Below are 14,560 nucleotides of genomic sequence, written 5' to 3' on the forward strand. Positions count from 1 at the left end.
CCAGCCATCATCCTCGCGAAAACACCTTTGTCACTCCACCGCTTCCAGCGGTTGTACAAGGTCTTGTGCGGACCGTATGCGGCGGGCGCATCCCGCCAACGTAAGCCATTGCGGTTGATGAAGATAATTCCGCTCAACACGCGCCGATCATCGACGCGGGGCTTGCCGTGAGACTTGGGAAAGAAAGGCGCAAGCCGCGCCATCTGCGCGTCGCTAAGCCAGAAGAGATCAGACATGTCACCGCTCGTTTTTCGAACGGTGAATCACGCTGATCGCCGGAAATCAATGGGTCCTGAGCCTAAGTCCCTGATTTCCGCCATGACCGTCGTCAGAGGATATGGTGCAAATCTGCACTTTATCGCGCAATCGCGGTCGGAAATTCAGCGTGCCTATTCGGACAAAGAAACCGCGACGATCGAAGAAAATGCGATCATCAAGCAGTATTTTGGTTTTAGCTCTTTTGAAGAGTGCGAGCGCATCAGTCGCGCCATCGGCGAAACACTGGTCCAGCAACATAGCTTGGGTCTGAACAGCGGCGTTCTGGATTACACCGCTAATATCAGCACCGGCAAAGACCGCCTGATTTCCGCAGAGCGCCTCATGCGGATGAAGCCCAATGAGCAACTGATCCACGTCAAAAATGTTGGCTGGATACTCTGCCTCAAGGTCGGACAGCACCAGACGGCTCCGTTTTGCCATGGCGAGTTGGCTGACAATCCGCACGAAGGGCCGCAACTGTCGCCCGATCCCAAAGTCACCATTCAAATCGAAAAGGAGTACCGGCAATGAAACCGCGTTTCTTCAAGCTCAGCTATTTGGTCTGGATCGTCGTGCCCGCAGCTTTGTGGCTCACCTATCAAGTCGCTGGACTGCCACATGCGATCTGGTCGTACTCGTGGATCGACGAGGGTCAGGGGTACGACCCATTTGCGCACCGCACTTACACGAGGTGCAGCTTTGTTGGGCCATATGGCCAGTTCGATCTGCCAGCGCAAAACGGGCGCTGCGGATGGGTGCGTTTCTTCAAAGAGGAGGCACGCTAATGCGTCACTGTCGAGGGCATCATGCAATCCCGCCATTCGAGCTTCAGGATGGACGCCAGTTCCATCCGGGCGAAGTTCTTCATCACACAAAGCACGGTCTCTTCGTCGGTAGTCCCGCTGGCGATGTCTGCATCGCATTTCTCACGCGAGAGCATGACCAGGCAGAAGGGTTTCGTTTCCGCCCAAAACGTCTCGTAATCCATCGGCTCAAGCCATTCCACAATATCGTCTATGTCTCTGAATTTCATAATGAAACGATCCTAGCAAATCGCTTCAACCACGCGCAAATTTTGCGAGAAAACCAAGGATTTCTGCGATGACCAGCCTTACGCATGAAGTCAAAGACCTGTTTCAAGCGCGTAGCGATCTTCTTGAGTTACGCAAGGAAGCTGCCAGAGCTCTGAATACCGAAGAATGGAGGGCTTACAAAAAGGTAGTCGAGACATTTGACGGCGAGCGGCGCTTCACAAAGCGCCAGTATGAATTGGAATACCCGAACCGGGTCAACGAGGTGCGTCGCCGCCTGATCAACGAGGCCGGATCGGTCAAACGTGGCTTGGTCTTCAAGCGCTACGCGAGCGATGGATTCAACAAGGACGAGATCAATCGCCGCGCGCACATGGAGGTGCGTAACGCGCACAAGAACGACCTAACACGCATTGATCAGAAAGAATGCGAGGCGCTTCGGCCCATGCTGGAGAATGCCCAAGCGCGCGTAGAGCTACGCGAAAAACCCATCAAGGACTTTCAGAAGGCAGTGGATCGTCGTTCGGGCCAAGACCGGCGCGTGCGGTCTTGGAGCCGATAGCCCTCAATTCCAACGAAAGGAGAACTACCATGAACGAAGTTCTGACCCCCAATGCACAACATCGGATCAAGGAAGCCCGCGATAGCTTTACCGGCAGGAATCTGACGGACTCGCAATTTGATATCGCCGTGGGCCTAGCCGGTATCATCGATCGGCACATTCACAAGACCGGCTCGTTTCGCGAACCGCTAACCGACTATGCGCACGCATTTGCGCGCTCGGAAAAGTTTGACGCGATGAAGGGTGAAGTCATCGTTCGGGACATCTATGCCGCCCGCTATGGCCGGACCATGAATGCTACGCGCGAGGCATTACTCGAAAACGAAAAGAACCTGCCTGAGACCGCCCGTGAACAGGCGCTTCAGGCCGCAAGGAACATCGAGGGCCGTATCCGTGATGGTGAGTCAATGCCGTTTTACAAGGCCTATGATCACGAAGGCAGCAATCTGGCCCGTTCCCTGAGCATCACCGAAAACGGTGCGAAGCATCTGATGACAGAAAGCTATCGCGCTGTCGAAGGGCGCGAGCTTTATGAAACTGGCAAGGCGCTGGAAGAAAAATACCACCGCCCCAAGGTCGAAGCTGCGCGGCAAGAGCGAGAACAGGAACGCGCGCAGCGACGTGTTCAGAGCATGTGACCGTCATGGCTGTCCGTGAGTGCGAACCCTCTGTAACCCGCAGAAATTAGGGGATTTTAGCGAAATGTGGTACAATACAAATAGGTGGAAGCACCTGCCTCCGAAAGGAGAAACGATGGATGGTGATTTAACAAGTATCTCAGACTTGGAAGGTCTGAGCATGGAGTTTGATGCATCCGCAAAACCGATCTTGAAGGTGGATGTGGAGAGGTATCAGTCGTACCTTGATGACTCGGATTGGACGGATGCTCAGAAGGAAGAGTTCCTTCAGAATTTTTGGCAAGTAATCGTTGGGCTTGTTGAGTTTGGCTTTGGTGTGCATCCGGTCCAAGAAGTCTGTGGAAAAGATAACCGAACCAACACTCAAAACGCCGCTGGCGCATTTGATGCGGTATGCTCAGACAAGCCCGAAAGTGAAGAAGATAGCCCTGGATTGAGCCCTTGATGGCAGTCTGGAGATGGAATGAAAGATGAGTACACGAAAAGCACAGAGATGACACGAGCACTGATTTATTGCCGCGTTTCATCAACTAAGCAGCGGTTGGAGGGAAGCGGCCTTGAAAGCCAAGAGCAACGCTGCCGTGCTTATGCCGATGACAAGGGTTATGCCGTCGAAGCTGTATTTCCTGATGACGTAAGTGGCGGCGGTGATTTCATGCACCGCCCCGGCATGGTAGCGCTTCTCAGCTACCTAGATGCACAGGCAGGCAAGCCGTACGTCGTGGTTTTCGACGATCTAAAACGATTTGCCCGAGATACTGAATTTCATTTGAAGTTGCGCCGAGAGTTTGCCAAGCGTGGCGCGACTATTGAATGCCTCAACTTCCGCATTGAAGACACGCCTGAAGGCAAGTTCATCGAAACGGTGATCGCGGCGCAGGGCGAACTCGAACGTGAGCAAAACCGTCGTCAAGTTGTGCAGAAGATGAAAGCACGCGTTGAAAACGGCTTTTGGGTTTTCCGTGCGCCTGTTGGATACAAATATGTGAACGCTCCCTCCGGAGGTGGAAGGGTTCTCGTTCAAGATGAGGTTCTCGGTCCCGTGGTGCGCCAAGCACTCGAAGGTTTTGCGACTGGCCATTTTGGTTCACAGGCCGAAGTGCAGAGGTTCTTGGAGCGCAACCCTCATTTCCCGAAGGATAAGAAGGACGGCACACTGCGCCCGATGACGGTGAACCGTCTTCTGAAAAAGGTTGTCTATGCCGGATACGTGGAAGCCCCGAAATGGTCTGTCAGTGTCCGTGAGGGCCAGCACGAAGGTCTGATCAGCTTTGAGACCTACCAGCGCATCCAGGACGTTCTGGAAGGGCGTAAGCGTCGTCCCGCCGCGCGCGCGGACTTCAACGAGGACTTTCCGCTACGCGGGTTTGTGGCTTGCGACTGCTGTGGCAATGCGATGACTGCGGCCTGGTCGAAAGGTTGCCGTCGCCACTATGCCTATTATCGTTGCCAGACTCGGAACTGTGAAGCCAAGGGCAAGTCGGTTCCGAAGGCAAAGTTGGAAGAAGGCTTTGCCGAAATCCTAAAAAAGATGGAGCCCGCCCATGGGCTGTTCGAGTTGGCCAAGGCCATGTTGCGCGATGCGTGGAACATGCGCCTCGTTATCGCGCACAATGAAAAAGAGGCGCTTAAGAAGCAACTCGAAGACATCAACCGGCAGCTTGAAAACATGCTGGATCGGATCGTTGAAGCAAACAGCGCGTCCGTGGTCAACGCCTATGAAACCAGAATCGAAAAGCTGGAACGTGAAAAGATCGTGCTTCAGGAGCGAATTGCCAAATCCATCCCGCCAAAGGGACGGCTGGAGGATTGTATTGAACTCTCCCTGAAACTCCTATCAAGCCCTTGGAATATATGGAAGAATGGTGATTTTGCCCTGCGCCAAACTGTGCTCAGATTGGCGTTTTCGGAGCCGCTGCGATATAGCCTAAATGGGGTGTATGGAACTCCCGAATTTTCCTTCCCTTTCAGATACTTAGGGGGATTTTCGGGCTCAAAAAGCGAGATGGTGCTGCTGGAGAGAATTGAACTCTCGACCTCTCCCTTACCAAGGGAGTGCTCTACCTCTGAGCTACAGCAGCATTTCCGGGCTGCGCGGTGTGGCGCCGCCGGTGTGGGGGGGCTGATACGCCCAAAGACCTGAGGGCGCAAGAGCCCCTTCCAAAAAAATTTCACTTCACGCGGCGACACGCGATAAGGCGGAAAATCCGCCGCTCTGGACCGGGCCGCGCGGACAGGCTAGACAGCGCGCCATGGACAAGAACAAGACCGCCTCGGAACAGGGTAAACCCGCTCAGAAACGGGACGACCGGCTGAAGGCCGCGCTGAAGGCCAATCTGGCGCGGCGCAAGAAACAGGCGCGTTTGCGCCAGGATACCGAGACCAAAGAGGGCTGAGCAGTATGGACAGGATCGTGGTGCGCGGTGGCACGCCCTTGAACGGCGTGATTCCGATCGCGGGGGCGAAGAACGCCTGCCTAGCCTTGATGCCCGCAACCCTGCTGTCGGAGGAGCCGTTGACGCTGACCAACGCGCCGCGCCTGTCCGACATCCGGACAATGACCGAGTTGCTGGAATCGCTGGGGGTCGAGGCAAGCTCTTTGCAGGATGGCAAGGTGATCTCGCTGTCCTCGCACGATCTGACCAGCCATGTGGCGGACTACGAGATCGTGCGCAAGATGCGCGCCTCGAACCTGGTGCTGGGTCCGCTTCTGACGCGGTTTCATCATGCGGTGGTGTCCCTGCCCGGCGGCTGTGCCATTGGCGCGCGGCCCATGGACATCCACATTCACGCGCTGGAAGCCCTGGGCGCCGAGATCGAGTTGAAGGACGGCTACCTGCACGCCCGCGCGCCCGGCGGGCTGAAGGGCGCGGACATGACCCTGCGGTTCGCCTCGGTCGGGGCCACGGAAAACACGCTGATGGCGGCGGTTCTGGCCAAGGGCACCACCATCATCCGCAACGCCGCGCGCGAGCCCGAGATCGTCGACCTGGCGCAATGCCTGCGCAAGATGGGCGCGCAGATTGACGGCGAAGGCAGCGACACGATCACCATTCAGGGCGTCGACAAGCTGCATGGGGCCACCCATCCGGTGGTGCCGGACCGGATCGAGATGGGCACCTATATGCTGGCGCCCGCCATCGCCGGCGGCTCGGTCGAGCTTCTGGGTGGCCGGATCGATCTGCTGGCCTCGTTCTGCGAAAAGCTGGATGCGGCCGAGATCGACGTGAGCGAGACCGCCACGGGCCTGAAGGTGACCCGCCGCAATGGCCGGGTTGGCGCGGTTGACGTGGTGACCGAGATTTTCCCCGGCTTTCCCACCGACCTGCAGGCGCAGATGATGGCGCTGCTGACCACCGCCGACGGGGTCAGCGTGCTGGAGGAACGGATTTTCGAGAACCGTTTCATGCACGCGCCGGAACTGGTGCGCATGGGCGCCGATATCGAGGTGCATGGCGGCACCGCCACGGTCACCGGGGTGCCGCGCCTGAAGGGTGCGCCGGTCATGGCAACCGACCTGCGGGCCAGTGTGTCGCTGATCCTTGCCGGTCTGGGGGCCGAGGGCGAAACCGTGGTCAACCGTGTCTACCATCTGGACCGCGGCTATGAGCGGGTCGAAGAGAAACTGGGCGCCTGTGGTGCCATGATCGAACGGGTAAGCGAATGAGCGATGCAAGGTTCGAAGACGGCGCGGAACAGCCGCTGCGCCTGCTGGCCGAAACCGCCGATGATCTGGCGATCCTTTCGGCGCTGGTACAGGACGCGGTCTTTCCGGGCAGCGAGATGACCTATCGACCCGGCAAACGGGAATTCGCTCTGCTGCTGAACCGCTTCCGCTGGGAAGATCGGGAAACCGCCAAGCGCCAGAAGCGGCCGTTCGAACGGGTGCAAAGCGTGCTTCTGGTGGGCGACGTGCTGAAAGTGGCCAGCCAGGGCATTGATCGGGACGACACGGACACGGTTCTGAGCCTGCTGTCGGTCACCTTCGCGCCGGCACAGGATGGCGCCGGGGAGATCCTGCTGACGCTGGCCGGGGACGGTGCGATCCGGCTGACCGTCGAATGCCTGAACCTGCATCTGCGCGATGTGACCAAACCTTACGTCGCCCCGTCGGGCAAGGCCCCTGACCACGAGCTGTGATCCGGTCTGCCGCTGCGACGACAGTGACATTCCAGTTGCTTGTTACATCTGCCGCTGACCTTTAGAACGCTCCGAAAGGAGTCTCCATGCCCCAGTTTCTTGACACCTCTGATCCGGGATTCGAAGACGCTTTCCGTGCGCTGTTGTCGGCCAAGCGGGAAGACAGCCCCGATGTGGATGCCACCGTGGCCGAGATCATCGCGGATGTGAGGACGCGGGGCGATGCGGCGGTGATCGAGTTGACGCAGCGGTTCGACCGGCTGGAACTGACGCCTGAGACCATGGCCTTTACGGCCGAAGAGATCGACGCGGCCTGTGCGCAGGTTCCCCACGAGGAACGCGCGGCCTTGCAGATGGCGGCGGACCGGATCCGCGCCTATCACGAACGCCAGCTGCCGCAGGATCAAAGCTGGACCGATGCCGCCGGCGCGACGCTGGGCTGGCGGTGGTCTGCGGTTTCGGCAGCGGGGCTTTATGTGCCCGGCGGGCTGGCCTCCTATCCGTCTTCGGTGCTGATGAACGCGATCCCGGCGCAGGTGGCCGGTGTCGGCAAGCTTGTGATCTGCGCCCCCACGCCCGATGGCGCGGTCAACCCGCTGGTACTCCTGGCCGCGCGGCTGTCGGGGGTGGACACGGTCTATCGCATCGGCGGCGCGCAGGCGGTGGCCGCCATGGCTTATGGCACGGACACCATCGCGGCGGTCGACAAGATCACCGGGCCGGGCAATGCCTTCGTCGCCGCCGCCAAGCGCCGGGTGTTCGGCAAGGTGGGCATCGACATGATCGCCGGACCATCGGAAATTCTGGTGATCGCCGATGCCGAGACCGATCCCGACTGGGTTGCCGTCGATCTGCTGAGCCAGGCCGAGCATGACGAAAGCGCCCAATCGATCCTGATCACCGATGATGCGGCCTTCGGACAGGCGGTCGCCGCCGCCGTGGACACGCGCCTTGAGACGCTGGAACGCCGTGCTATTGCGGGCGCAAGCTGGCGTGACTTCGGCGCGGTCATTACCGTGCGCGACCTGGATGAGGCCGCCGCCCTGTCCGACCGCATCGCGCCTGAGCATCTGGAGCTTTGCGTCGCCGACCCCGAGGCGCTGGCCGCGAAGGTCACCCATGCGGGCGCGATCTTCCTGGGCGCCTGGACGCCCGAGGCCATCGGCGATTATGTCGGCGGACCGAACCACGTATTGCCCACGGCACGCTCGGCACGGTTCTCGTCGGGCCTGTCGGTCCTGGATTTCATGAAACGCACCACCACTGCCCGGATGAGTCCCGGCGCGCTGAAAGCCGTGGGCCCGGCAGCGGAAACGCTGGCGACCTCGGAAAGCCTTGAAGCACATGCGCTGTCGGTCCGGGCACGGCTGGAACGGCTGAACGAGGGGCCGCAATGACCGAACGCCTGTATGATGTGACCCTGGACACAGGCGGCGCCCGCGCGCCTGCGCCCGAGCTGGAGCAGGAACAGCGGGTCGCGGTCTTCGACCTGCTGGAAGAAAACCGCTTCACCCTGCCCGACGCGCCACAAGGCCCCTACGCGCTGATGCTGGGCCGGGCCGGACGCAAGCTGGATTTCCGGCTGAGCACCCAGACCGGGCAGGATGCCGCGCAATTCACCCTGTCGCTGGGGCCACTGAACCAGGTGGTGAAGGATTATTCCCACATCTGCGAAAGCTATTACGAGGCCGTGCGGTCGAAACCACCCGCCGAGATCGAGGCGCTGGACGAGGCACGTCGCGCCATCCATCTGGAAGGTGCGGGAATGCTGCGCGAGGTACTGGCAGGCAAAGCCGAGATCGACGGCGACACCGCGCGCCGCCTGTTCACGCTGGTCTGCGCCCTGACCGCACAGGACTGAGCCCTTGAAGCCGCCCGGAACGCGGCCAGGGGCCTGCCGAAATCCATGATTTCCGCCGCCCGCACGGCCGCTGCGGGGCATGCCAAAGGCCATGGCGCGAAAACAACCGCCCTGCCCGCCCCGAACCCGCAGCGTATTTGACGCGGCCCCTTGATTCACGGACAATATAGGCGCATGTAGACCCCGCCCGCGTTTTGGCGGGTCTATTGATATGGAGTGACCATGGCCAAGGAAGAACTGCTCGAATTTCCCGGCGTCGTGAAGGAACTCCTGCCCAATGCGACGTTTCGGGTCGAGCTTGAGAACGGCCATGAGATTATCGCACACACGGCAGGGAAGATGCGCAAGAACCGGATCCGGGTTCTGGCAGGCGACAGGGTTCAGGTTGAAATGACCCCGTACGACCTGACCAAGGGCCGGATCAATTACCGGTTCAAGTAAGCGTTCCGACGCGACAGGGCGAGACTCATGCGACTGATCCTGGGTTCAGGAAGCCCCCGTCGGCTGGAGCTGCTGGGCCAACTGGGCATTGTGCCTGACGACGTTCGTCCGCCCGACATCGACGAGACCCCGCACAAGGGGGAACTGCCGCGCATCTATTGCGCCCGCATCGCGGCTGAAAAAGCGCAAGCCATCACCGCCGAGGCCGACGACGTGGTGCTGTGCGCCGACACCACCGTGGCACTGGGGCGCCGGATCTTGGGCAAGCCCGCCGACGCGGGCGAAGCCGCGGCCTTCCTGATGCAACTCTCGGGGCGGCGCCACCGGGTCTATACCGCCGTCAGCGTGAAACGCGGCGACCGGACGTGGGCGCGCTGCGTGGAAAGCCGGGTCCGCATGAAGCCCCTGTCCGACACCGAGGTGAATGCCTATCTGGCCAGCGAAGACTGGCGCGGCAAGGCCGGCGGCTATGGCATCCAGGGCCCTGCCGGCGCGTTCATCCCGTGGATCAGCGGCTCCTTTACCGGTATCGTCGGCCTGCCCCTGTCGGAAACCGCCGGGCTGTTGCAGGCCGCGGGCGTTCCCCTGATGAAAGGTGCCGCATGAAAGGCTGCCAGATCCTGATTTCGCAGATCAACGGCCGCATGGCTGCGGCCCGCATGGTCGACGGCCAGCTAGACGATCTGCTGATCGACACCCCGGATCATATCCCCCGCCCCGGCGCCATCTATCGCGGTACCGTGGGACGTCCCATGAAGGGTCAGGGCGGACGTATCATCACCCTGACCGACGGCACCAACGGCTTCCTGCGCCAGGGGCACGGGCTGTCGGAAGGTCAGGCGGTTCTGATTCAGGTCTCGGGCTTTGCCGAAGGGGGCAAGGCCGTGCCGGTCACCCCCCGCCTGCTGTTCAAGAGCCGCTATGCCATCATCACCCCGGATGCGCCGGGGCTGAACATCTCGCGCGCGATCAAGGATGAAGAGGCCCGCGTGCGGCTGAAGGAAATCGCCCATGCGGCGGAGCTTCCCGACCACCTGGGTCTGATCCTGCGCTCGGCCGCGGAAATGGGCGACGACGACGCCGTGGCCGATGACATCGCCGAAATGGCCGGGCTGGCAGCAGCCATTCTGGCCGAAGACAAGGGCGCGCCCGAACTTCTTCTGGATGGTCCCACCCCGGATCTTCTGGCGTGGCGCGAATGGGTGGATGTGGCCGACCACAATGTGCTGCAGGGCGATCAGGCCTTTGACCATGGCGGCGCCGCAGAGCGGCTGGAAACCCTTTCCGACCCGCGCGAGCCCCTGCCCGAGGGCGGCTGTTTCTACGTGGAGCCGACCCGCGCCCTGGTCGCCATCGACGTCAACACCGGCCCCGACACCAGCCCCGCCGCCGGCCTGAAGGCCAATATCGCCACCGCCCGCGCCCTGCCCCGCGCCCTGCGCCTGCGCGGCCTTGGCGGGCAGATCGTGCTGGACCTGGCCCCGATGCCGAAGAAAGAGCGCCACACCTTCGAACAGGTCCTGCGCGCCGCCTGTCGCGCCTGCCCGGTGGAAACCACCCCGGTCGGCTGGACCCCGATGGGCCACTTCGAATTGCAACGCAAACGCGAACGCCTGCCGCTGGACGAGGCGCTGTCATGACCTGCCCGATCTGCAAGAAGACCGCGCATCCGACCTATCGCCCGTTCTGCTCGCGCCGCTGCGCGGACGTGGATCTGGGCCGCTGGGTGACCGGCGGATACGCCATTGAAACCACGGAAGAACCTGAAGAGTTCAGCGAAACCCCGCCCTTTCGCGAAGGGCTTGAAGGTGACGGAAAACTGCACTGAAAAAAGTTGCGTTCGGCTCTGGACACCACCCCGTGGCTCTTCTAGAAGACGCGAACCCAGACGCAAGACGTCACCCGTGCCCGGGTAGCTCAGGGGTAGAGCAGTGGATTGAAAATCCTCGTGTCGGTGGTTCGATTCCGCCCCCGGGCACCATTAAAATAGAATGAAAACAACGACTTGCCGCGCTCCTATTGTCGCTAGACAGCCATCTATGTTGTAGTGGGTATCATTTGGGTAGCATTTCGGACCCGGTGGCTATCAGCGCTCAGGGATGCGTCGTGGTCTCGTGGAAATAGTTAGCTTCCGTCTAAACCGATCCATCGGGAAACGGCGACGTCTGCGAACCGCTCGCCGCGTTCTCGAATTTCATCTTCGGTCCACTGCATTTTTCCGGTGAACCACTTGTTCAGGAACAAGCCCGTGTGCTCGGCAAATTTCGCCTTCTTCTCATCGAAGCCTTTGTTCCCCGATGAAATGTTCAGACCGCCTGTGAGCAAGGTAAGGTTGCCCAAGGTGTGCAGGATGGCGTTTCGTGCGATGGCCTTGCCGTCATCATCCGAGGGGCGACCAGTCGATCCATCTTCATAGGGCCAGTCATCGCCCCATGATTGCGGCATTACATGCTCGACCCACAGGTTAGGGGGCTGGTCGGACTGCTCGGCGAGTTTGGACCTGCTTGCGAGTTCCAGTTCCCACAGGATGTCCGTCAGTCGTGGGCGCGGCGAAATCGCATAAGCGTTCTCGTTCAAGATGCCGCGTCGAACGTCGCGGTCGGTGGGAAACCGGCTGCTGACCCCTGCCTTCTTCGAGAAGTAACCCTTGAAGCTTGCAACTGATACGCCGTTCTCAAGGAACTCGGCGGCGATGGACTGGAACACCTTGTTGAGGTTCTTGGTCGTCAGATTGCAGAGCGTTCGACGCACCAGATAGGAATAGATCAGTTGTGCCAGCTTCTCCCGTTCCTCGGGCAGCACATCCTCCTGCCCCATCTGCAAGGCCACCGGGTAAACGGTCGTCACCTGCCATGTGGTCAATTTTCGCCCGAGCCACATCAGGGACGGGTCGCCCTCTTCTTGCCCTTCGAGGGTTCGGTAAACAGGAGCATACCGTTCAAGAAGTTTCAGCTCATCCTCGACGTTTTCGAAACGCGGTCTGCCCTTTGGCACAGCGAAGTCCCGATACTCAGCGTATAGCTCACGGATCGAAATCTTTTGGCCTGTTTCGGCGACAAGCATATGGGCAAGGAAGTGATCGAGGCGCGGACGTTTTGGGCGGGCGTTCGGTGCATCCCCACGCCACCACGGATGATCGAGCGGGTCCCACAGCTTCTTGTAAAGCGTCTCGACTTTGGCCTTCTGCTTTTCGGCACGGTGGAAAATGTTGTTGCGCACGAGGTCCATCGCCAACAGCGGTTCGCCCTTTGAGTTCAAGGTCTCGAAGATCACCTGCGCGTCGTCGCTTTCGCCAAGCGTGATGACCACCAGCTTCAAACGATCCAGCAGCGCGCTCAAGAGCGCCTCCAGACGCGCCGACACGTCCTCGGGCGTGATATCCTCGTCGATATGATCCTCGGCGTCTTCTGGCTCGTCTGAGGCGTCCTCGAAATCCTGTGGGCCGTGCTGAACGAAATCCTCGATCCACTGCCGGAACAGGTGATAGGCGCGAAACGCACGTTCGGGTCGGTTCTTCGGCACCGACTTGCCCCAAAACAGGGACTTGTATTTCTTGTCCGCCTCGGCGGCGGTCAGATCGATGATGTCGTGGAACAAGTCTCGGTCGGAGGGTGTGGGCGTCAGCTTGAACCGCGTCAGCGGGTCGGTGTCCTTGCTCTGTGGAAGGTTGGTCAGATAGCCGTTGATGTGGTCGATGAAATCGACCTGATCGTGATTGCGTGCCACCTCGCGCAACGCCGCAAGAAACAGTTGGAACGTGGTCAGCCTTTGCTGCCCATCCACCACCTGCACCGTGGGCGTGAAGGCGAATTTCGCGCCGCTATCGACCGGGGCGAGGATCAGCGCGCCCATGTAGTGTTCAAACTTGCTTTCGCCTTCCAGCACCTCAGAGGCCTTGGCGGCGACATCCTCCCAGAAGGGGACCAGACGTTCATCGCCCCACTGATACTTACGCTGGTAGAGCGGCACCATGAACCGGCGCGCTTCCTTCAATACGACTTCGACCGGGTGATCGTCAGCGTCCATCGGCAATACTCCCAAAAATCTCGACCTCGTCGCTTTCGCGCGGCAATTCCCAGAACTCCACTTCCGGCGGGATCATGTGGCTTTGCGTGCGGCGGAAATAGGTGAGCAGGCTTTCGCCCGTGCGGACACGCAAGCTCTGCTCTACGAAGAAAATCTTGCGATACATTGGCGGGGCCATGTGGAAATAGAACATCGCCTCGGCCCAGTTCTTCATCTTGGCGCTGGGAACCACGTCGCCCTTTGTCCAAGTCTGCGACTTGCACTCGACGATCACGGGCGGGTCTTCCGAGCCAAGATCGAAGGTGTGAAGCTTCTTGTCGTTCCCCAGACCACAGGGCACCTTGTGGTTCATCTGCAAGGGGATACCGTGGGCGGCTAGGATGGCGCGGGCGCGGGCCTCGAAATCACGGCCGACATGGGCGTTGCTGATCGATCCTTCACGCTGGAAATTGGTCATTCTGCGTTCCAAACGTGCGCGGTCTCGGCTTCAAAAAAGCTGTAGGAAACCTTGCGGCCCCCGATTGCATGAAATGCCGTTAGCTTGGCGTCGAACTCTCGAAGATTGTCTGCGTCCGGTTTGTAGATGCCGAACCAGACATGCTTGGCTTTCGATCCAAAAATCGCGTGATAGATGTGGCTGTCATTTTGGTCCGCGCTGTGGCCAAACACAAACACATTGGCTGTGGTCTCCTTGAGCGTCCGATAGCAATGGCGCAGGTACTCGACCGAATTGATCTTCTTTAGCTTTGCCTGCCAATTGCCCTCGGCCACGTAGAGTGGAAGGTTCCCATGCTTGGCGATTTCATCCGTAATGGTCGCACGCACACCGCTGCCGTGATCGAGTGCCTTATAGACATCGCCAATTTTGTCCTGAAACAGGTGAAGCCCGCCGTGTAGGTTGAAAATCTGACAATAGGCCGCCTCTTGGAGTGGCCCCTGAAACCGCCCATCACGATGCTTCTTGCCCAATGCAAACCCGTCATAGAGCTTGGGGACTTCGAAGCTGACCCAATAAAGCAGAAGGTCGTAGTTCAGCGAAAAGACGGAGCCGAAGTGCTTGAGGAATGCCGCCGCGCTTTCATACTTGAACACCAATTCATCGCGGTGCGCGGGGTGTGTTGCGTTCACGGCGGTCACGAGCGCCTCGCGGACGACCTGTGCGTCCGTTTCTAGCTCCCTGGCGTGATCGTCGTTGCCATAGGCGCGTTCGACAACGATGGCGTCTTCCAGCGCACGGATGACCGCCTCGAAATCTACGGTGTCCAGCCCGTCGAACAACGCCTTGATGGGACTACCATCTTCTAGGCTCAGGACCCATTGATTTCCGGCGATCAGCGTGATTCACCGTTCGAAAAACGAGCGGTGACATGTCTGATCTCTTCTGGCTTAGCGACGCGCAGATGGCGCGGCTTGCGCCTTTCTTTCCCAAGTCTCACGGCAAGCCCCGCGTCGATGATCGGCGCGTGTTGAGCGGAATTATCTTCATCAACCGCAATGGCTTACGTTGGCGGGATGCGCCCGCCGCATACGGTCCGCACAAGACCTTGTACAACCGCTGGAAGCGGTGGAGTGACAAAGGTGTTTTCGCGAGGATGATGGCTGG

General features: G+C 59.9%; 20 protein-coding genes, 2 tRNA genes and 1 pseudogene. 17 read left to right on the top strand and 6 right to left on the bottom strand.

What is annotated here, in order from left to right:
- The coding region (locus ACP15K_RS19540; protein WP_424990003.1) for a transposase at window positions 1-236 on the bottom strand (236 nt) is incomplete at its 3' end.
- On the opposite strand from ACP15K_RS19540, the gene ACP15K_RS19545 reads away from it, so the two are divergent.
- Together ACP15K_RS19545 and ACP15K_RS19550 are read left to right on the top strand one after the other, a co-directional pair.
- Window positions 235-789 (top strand): TraM recognition domain-containing protein, encoded by a 555-nt coding sequence (locus tag ACP15K_RS19545; protein ID WP_424991378.1) that lies wholly within the window; start codon window positions 235-237, stop codon window positions 787-789. The genes ACP15K_RS19540 and ACP15K_RS19545 overlap by 2 nt on opposite strands.
- Window positions 786-1,043, top strand: a complete 258-nt coding sequence (locus ACP15K_RS19550; RefSeq protein ID WP_424991379.1) for a hypothetical protein — start codon at window positions 786-788, stop codon at window positions 1,041-1,043. The genes ACP15K_RS19545 and ACP15K_RS19550 overlap by 4 nt, the downstream gene beginning before the upstream one ends.
- Here the strand turns inward: ACP15K_RS19550 and ACP15K_RS19555 are convergent.
- Window positions 1,040-1,291, bottom strand: a complete 252-nt coding sequence (locus ACP15K_RS19555) for a hypothetical protein (protein ID WP_424991380.1) — start codon at window positions 1,289-1,291, stop codon at window positions 1,040-1,042. The genes ACP15K_RS19550 and ACP15K_RS19555 overlap by 4 nt on opposite strands.
- A 68-nt stretch (window positions 1,292-1,359) precedes the next feature.
- Between ACP15K_RS19555 and ACP15K_RS19560 the strand changes: the two genes are divergently transcribed.
- The 4 genes and pseudogenes from ACP15K_RS19560 to ACP15K_RS19575 all read left to right on the top strand — a co-directional run.
- The gene (locus ACP15K_RS19560; protein ID WP_424991381.1) at window positions 1,360-1,851 is read left to right on the top strand and encodes a hypothetical protein; all 492 of its coding nucleotides are present in this window, start codon (window positions 1,360-1,362) and stop codon (window positions 1,849-1,851) included.
- A gap of 29 nt (window positions 1,852-1,880) precedes the next feature.
- Window positions 1,881-2,489, top strand: coding sequence for a hypothetical protein (locus ACP15K_RS19565; RefSeq protein ID WP_424991382.1), 609 nt, complete (start codon window positions 1,881-1,883; stop codon window positions 2,487-2,489).
- Between the two features lie 115 nt (window positions 2,490-2,604).
- The gene (locus tag ACP15K_RS19570; protein ID WP_424991383.1) at window positions 2,605-2,934 is read left to right on the top strand and encodes a hypothetical protein; all 330 of its coding nucleotides are present in this window, start codon (window positions 2,605-2,607) and stop codon (window positions 2,932-2,934) included.
- A 48-nt stretch (window positions 2,935-2,982) separates the two neighbouring features.
- Window positions 2,983-3,948: pseudogene (locus tag ACP15K_RS19575) on the top strand (recombinase family protein); the annotation flags it as partial.
- 547 nt (window positions 3,949-4,495) lie between these two features.
- Here the strand turns inward: ACP15K_RS19575 and ACP15K_RS19580 are convergent.
- A tRNA-Thr gene (locus ACP15K_RS19580) sits at window positions 4,496-4,570 on the bottom strand.
- Window positions 4,571-4,741: 171 nt separating this feature from the next.
- On the opposite strand from ACP15K_RS19580, the gene ACP15K_RS19585 reads away from it, so the two are divergent.
- The 10 genes from ACP15K_RS19585 (at window position 4,742) to ACP15K_RS19630 (ending at window position 10,912) form a co-directional block, all read left to right on the top strand.
- Window positions 4,742-4,885 (top strand): hypothetical protein, encoded by a 144-nt coding sequence (locus ACP15K_RS19585; protein ID WP_424991384.1) that lies wholly within the window; start codon window positions 4,742-4,744, stop codon window positions 4,883-4,885.
- Between the two features lie 5 nt (window positions 4,886-4,890).
- Window positions 4,891-6,156 (top strand): UDP-N-acetylglucosamine 1-carboxyvinyltransferase, encoded by a 1,266-nt coding sequence (gene murA / locus ACP15K_RS19590; protein WP_193142628.1) that lies wholly within the window; start codon window positions 4,891-4,893, stop codon window positions 6,154-6,156.
- A complete protein-coding gene (locus tag ACP15K_RS19595) occupies window positions 6,153-6,629 on the top strand; it encodes a DUF2948 family protein (RefSeq protein WP_424991385.1) in 477 nt (158 codons plus the stop codon). The genes murA and ACP15K_RS19595 overlap by 4 nt, the downstream gene beginning before the upstream one ends.
- Window positions 6,630-6,715: 86 nt before the next feature.
- Window positions 6,716-8,026, top strand: coding sequence for a histidinol dehydrogenase (gene hisD, locus ACP15K_RS19600; RefSeq protein WP_424991386.1), 1,311 nt, complete (start codon window positions 6,716-6,718; stop codon window positions 8,024-8,026).
- Window positions 8,023-8,490: a UPF0262 family protein gene (locus ACP15K_RS19605; protein WP_424991387.1), complete on the top strand. Its 468-nt coding sequence runs from the start codon at window positions 8,023-8,025 to the stop codon at window positions 8,488-8,490. The genes hisD and ACP15K_RS19605 overlap by 4 nt, the downstream gene beginning before the upstream one ends.
- 222 nt (window positions 8,491-8,712) lie before the next feature.
- A complete protein-coding gene (gene infA, locus ACP15K_RS19610) occupies window positions 8,713-8,931 on the top strand; it encodes a translation initiation factor IF-1 (protein ID WP_021097168.1) in 219 nt (72 codons plus the stop codon).
- Window positions 8,932-8,958: 27 nt separating this feature from the next.
- A complete protein-coding gene (locus ACP15K_RS19615; RefSeq protein WP_424991388.1) occupies window positions 8,959-9,537 on the top strand; it encodes a Maf family protein in 579 nt (192 codons plus the stop codon).
- A complete protein-coding gene (locus ACP15K_RS19620) occupies window positions 9,534-10,571 on the top strand; it encodes a ribonuclease E/G (protein WP_424991389.1) in 1,038 nt (345 codons plus the stop codon). Before ACP15K_RS19615 ends, ACP15K_RS19620 begins: the two co-directional genes overlap by 4 nt.
- The gene (locus ACP15K_RS19625; RefSeq protein WP_424991390.1) at window positions 10,568-10,759 is read left to right on the top strand and encodes a DNA gyrase inhibitor YacG; all 192 of its coding nucleotides are present in this window, start codon (window positions 10,568-10,570) and stop codon (window positions 10,757-10,759) included. The genes ACP15K_RS19620 and ACP15K_RS19625 overlap by 4 nt, the downstream gene beginning before the upstream one ends.
- A 78-nt stretch (window positions 10,760-10,837) precedes the next feature.
- Window positions 10,838-10,912: transfer RNA gene (locus tag ACP15K_RS19630), tRNA-Phe, on the top strand.
- 143 nt (window positions 10,913-11,055) lie between these two features.
- Here ACP15K_RS19630 and ACP15K_RS19635 read toward each other — a convergent pair.
- The 3 genes from ACP15K_RS19635 to ACP15K_RS19645 are packed head-to-tail and all read right to left on the bottom strand — an operon-like array spanning window position 11,056 to window position 14,235.
- Entirely contained in the window at window positions 11,056-12,957 is a 1,902-nt protein-coding gene (locus ACP15K_RS19635) for a DUF262 domain-containing protein (protein ID WP_424991391.1), read from the bottom strand.
- A complete protein-coding gene (locus ACP15K_RS19640; RefSeq protein ID WP_424991392.1) occupies window positions 12,947-13,414 on the bottom strand; it encodes a hypothetical protein in 468 nt (155 codons plus the stop codon). Before ACP15K_RS19640 ends, ACP15K_RS19635 begins: the two co-directional genes overlap by 11 nt.
- Window positions 13,411-14,235, bottom strand: a complete 825-nt coding sequence (locus ACP15K_RS19645) for a DUF4917 family protein (RefSeq protein WP_424991393.1) — start codon at window positions 14,233-14,235, stop codon at window positions 13,411-13,413. The genes ACP15K_RS19640 and ACP15K_RS19645 overlap by 4 nt, the downstream gene beginning before the upstream one ends.
- Window positions 14,236-14,324: 89 nt before the next feature.
- Between ACP15K_RS19645 and ACP15K_RS19650 the strand changes: the two genes are divergently transcribed.
- The coding region (locus tag ACP15K_RS19650; protein WP_424990003.1) for a transposase at window positions 14,325-14,560 on the top strand (236 nt) is incomplete at its 3' end.

Origin of the sequence: Fluviibacterium sp. S390, assembly GCF_049800695.1 — a bacterium.
Taxonomy (GTDB): domain Bacteria; phylum Pseudomonadota; class Alphaproteobacteria; order Rhodobacterales; family Rhodobacteraceae; genus Meridianimarinicoccus.

Coding starts and splice junctions, on each gene's coding strand:
- ACP15K_RS19570 (WP_424991383.1), top strand. CDS start 2,605: ATGGATGGTGATTTAACAAGTATCTCAGACTTGGAAGGTCTGAGCATG.
- ACP15K_RS19605 (WP_424991387.1), top strand. CDS start 8,023: ATGACCGAACGCCTGTATGATGTGACCCTGGACACAGGCGGCGCCCGC.
- ACP15K_RS19635 (WP_424991391.1), bottom strand. CDS start 12,957: ATGGACGCTGACGATCACCCGGTCGAAGTCGTATTGAAGGAAGCGCGC.
- ACP15K_RS19560 (WP_424991381.1), top strand. CDS start 1,360: ATGACCAGCCTTACGCATGAAGTCAAAGACCTGTTTCAAGCGCGTAGC.
- hisD (WP_424991386.1), top strand. CDS start 6,716: ATGCCCCAGTTTCTTGACACCTCTGATCCGGGATTCGAAGACGCTTTC.
- ACP15K_RS19565 (WP_424991382.1), top strand. CDS start 1,881: ATGAACGAAGTTCTGACCCCCAATGCACAACATCGGATCAAGGAAGCC.
- ACP15K_RS19555 (WP_424991380.1), bottom strand. CDS start 1,291: ATGAAATTCAGAGACATAGACGATATTGTGGAATGGCTTGAGCCGATG.
- ACP15K_RS19585 (WP_424991384.1), top strand. CDS start 4,742: ATGGACAAGAACAAGACCGCCTCGGAACAGGGTAAACCCGCTCAGAAA.
- ACP15K_RS19595 (WP_424991385.1), top strand. CDS start 6,153: ATGAGCGATGCAAGGTTCGAAGACGGCGCGGAACAGCCGCTGCGCCTG.
- ACP15K_RS19625 (WP_424991390.1), top strand. CDS start 10,568: ATGACCTGCCCGATCTGCAAGAAGACCGCGCATCCGACCTATCGCCCG.
- ACP15K_RS19615 (WP_424991388.1), top strand. CDS start 8,959: ATGCGACTGATCCTGGGTTCAGGAAGCCCCCGTCGGCTGGAGCTGCTG.
- infA (WP_021097168.1), top strand. CDS start 8,713: ATGGCCAAGGAAGAACTGCTCGAATTTCCCGGCGTCGTGAAGGAACTC.
- ACP15K_RS19550 (WP_424991379.1), top strand. CDS start 786: ATGAAACCGCGTTTCTTCAAGCTCAGCTATTTGGTCTGGATCGTCGTG.
- ACP15K_RS19545 (WP_424991378.1), top strand. CDS start 235: ATGTCACCGCTCGTTTTTCGAACGGTGAATCACGCTGATCGCCGGAAA.
- ACP15K_RS19620 (WP_424991389.1), top strand. CDS start 9,534: ATGAAAGGCTGCCAGATCCTGATTTCGCAGATCAACGGCCGCATGGCT.
- murA (WP_193142628.1), top strand. CDS start 4,891: ATGGACAGGATCGTGGTGCGCGGTGGCACGCCCTTGAACGGCGTGATT.
- ACP15K_RS19640 (WP_424991392.1), bottom strand. CDS start 13,414: ATGACCAATTTCCAGCGTGAAGGATCGATCAGCAACGCCCATGTCGGC.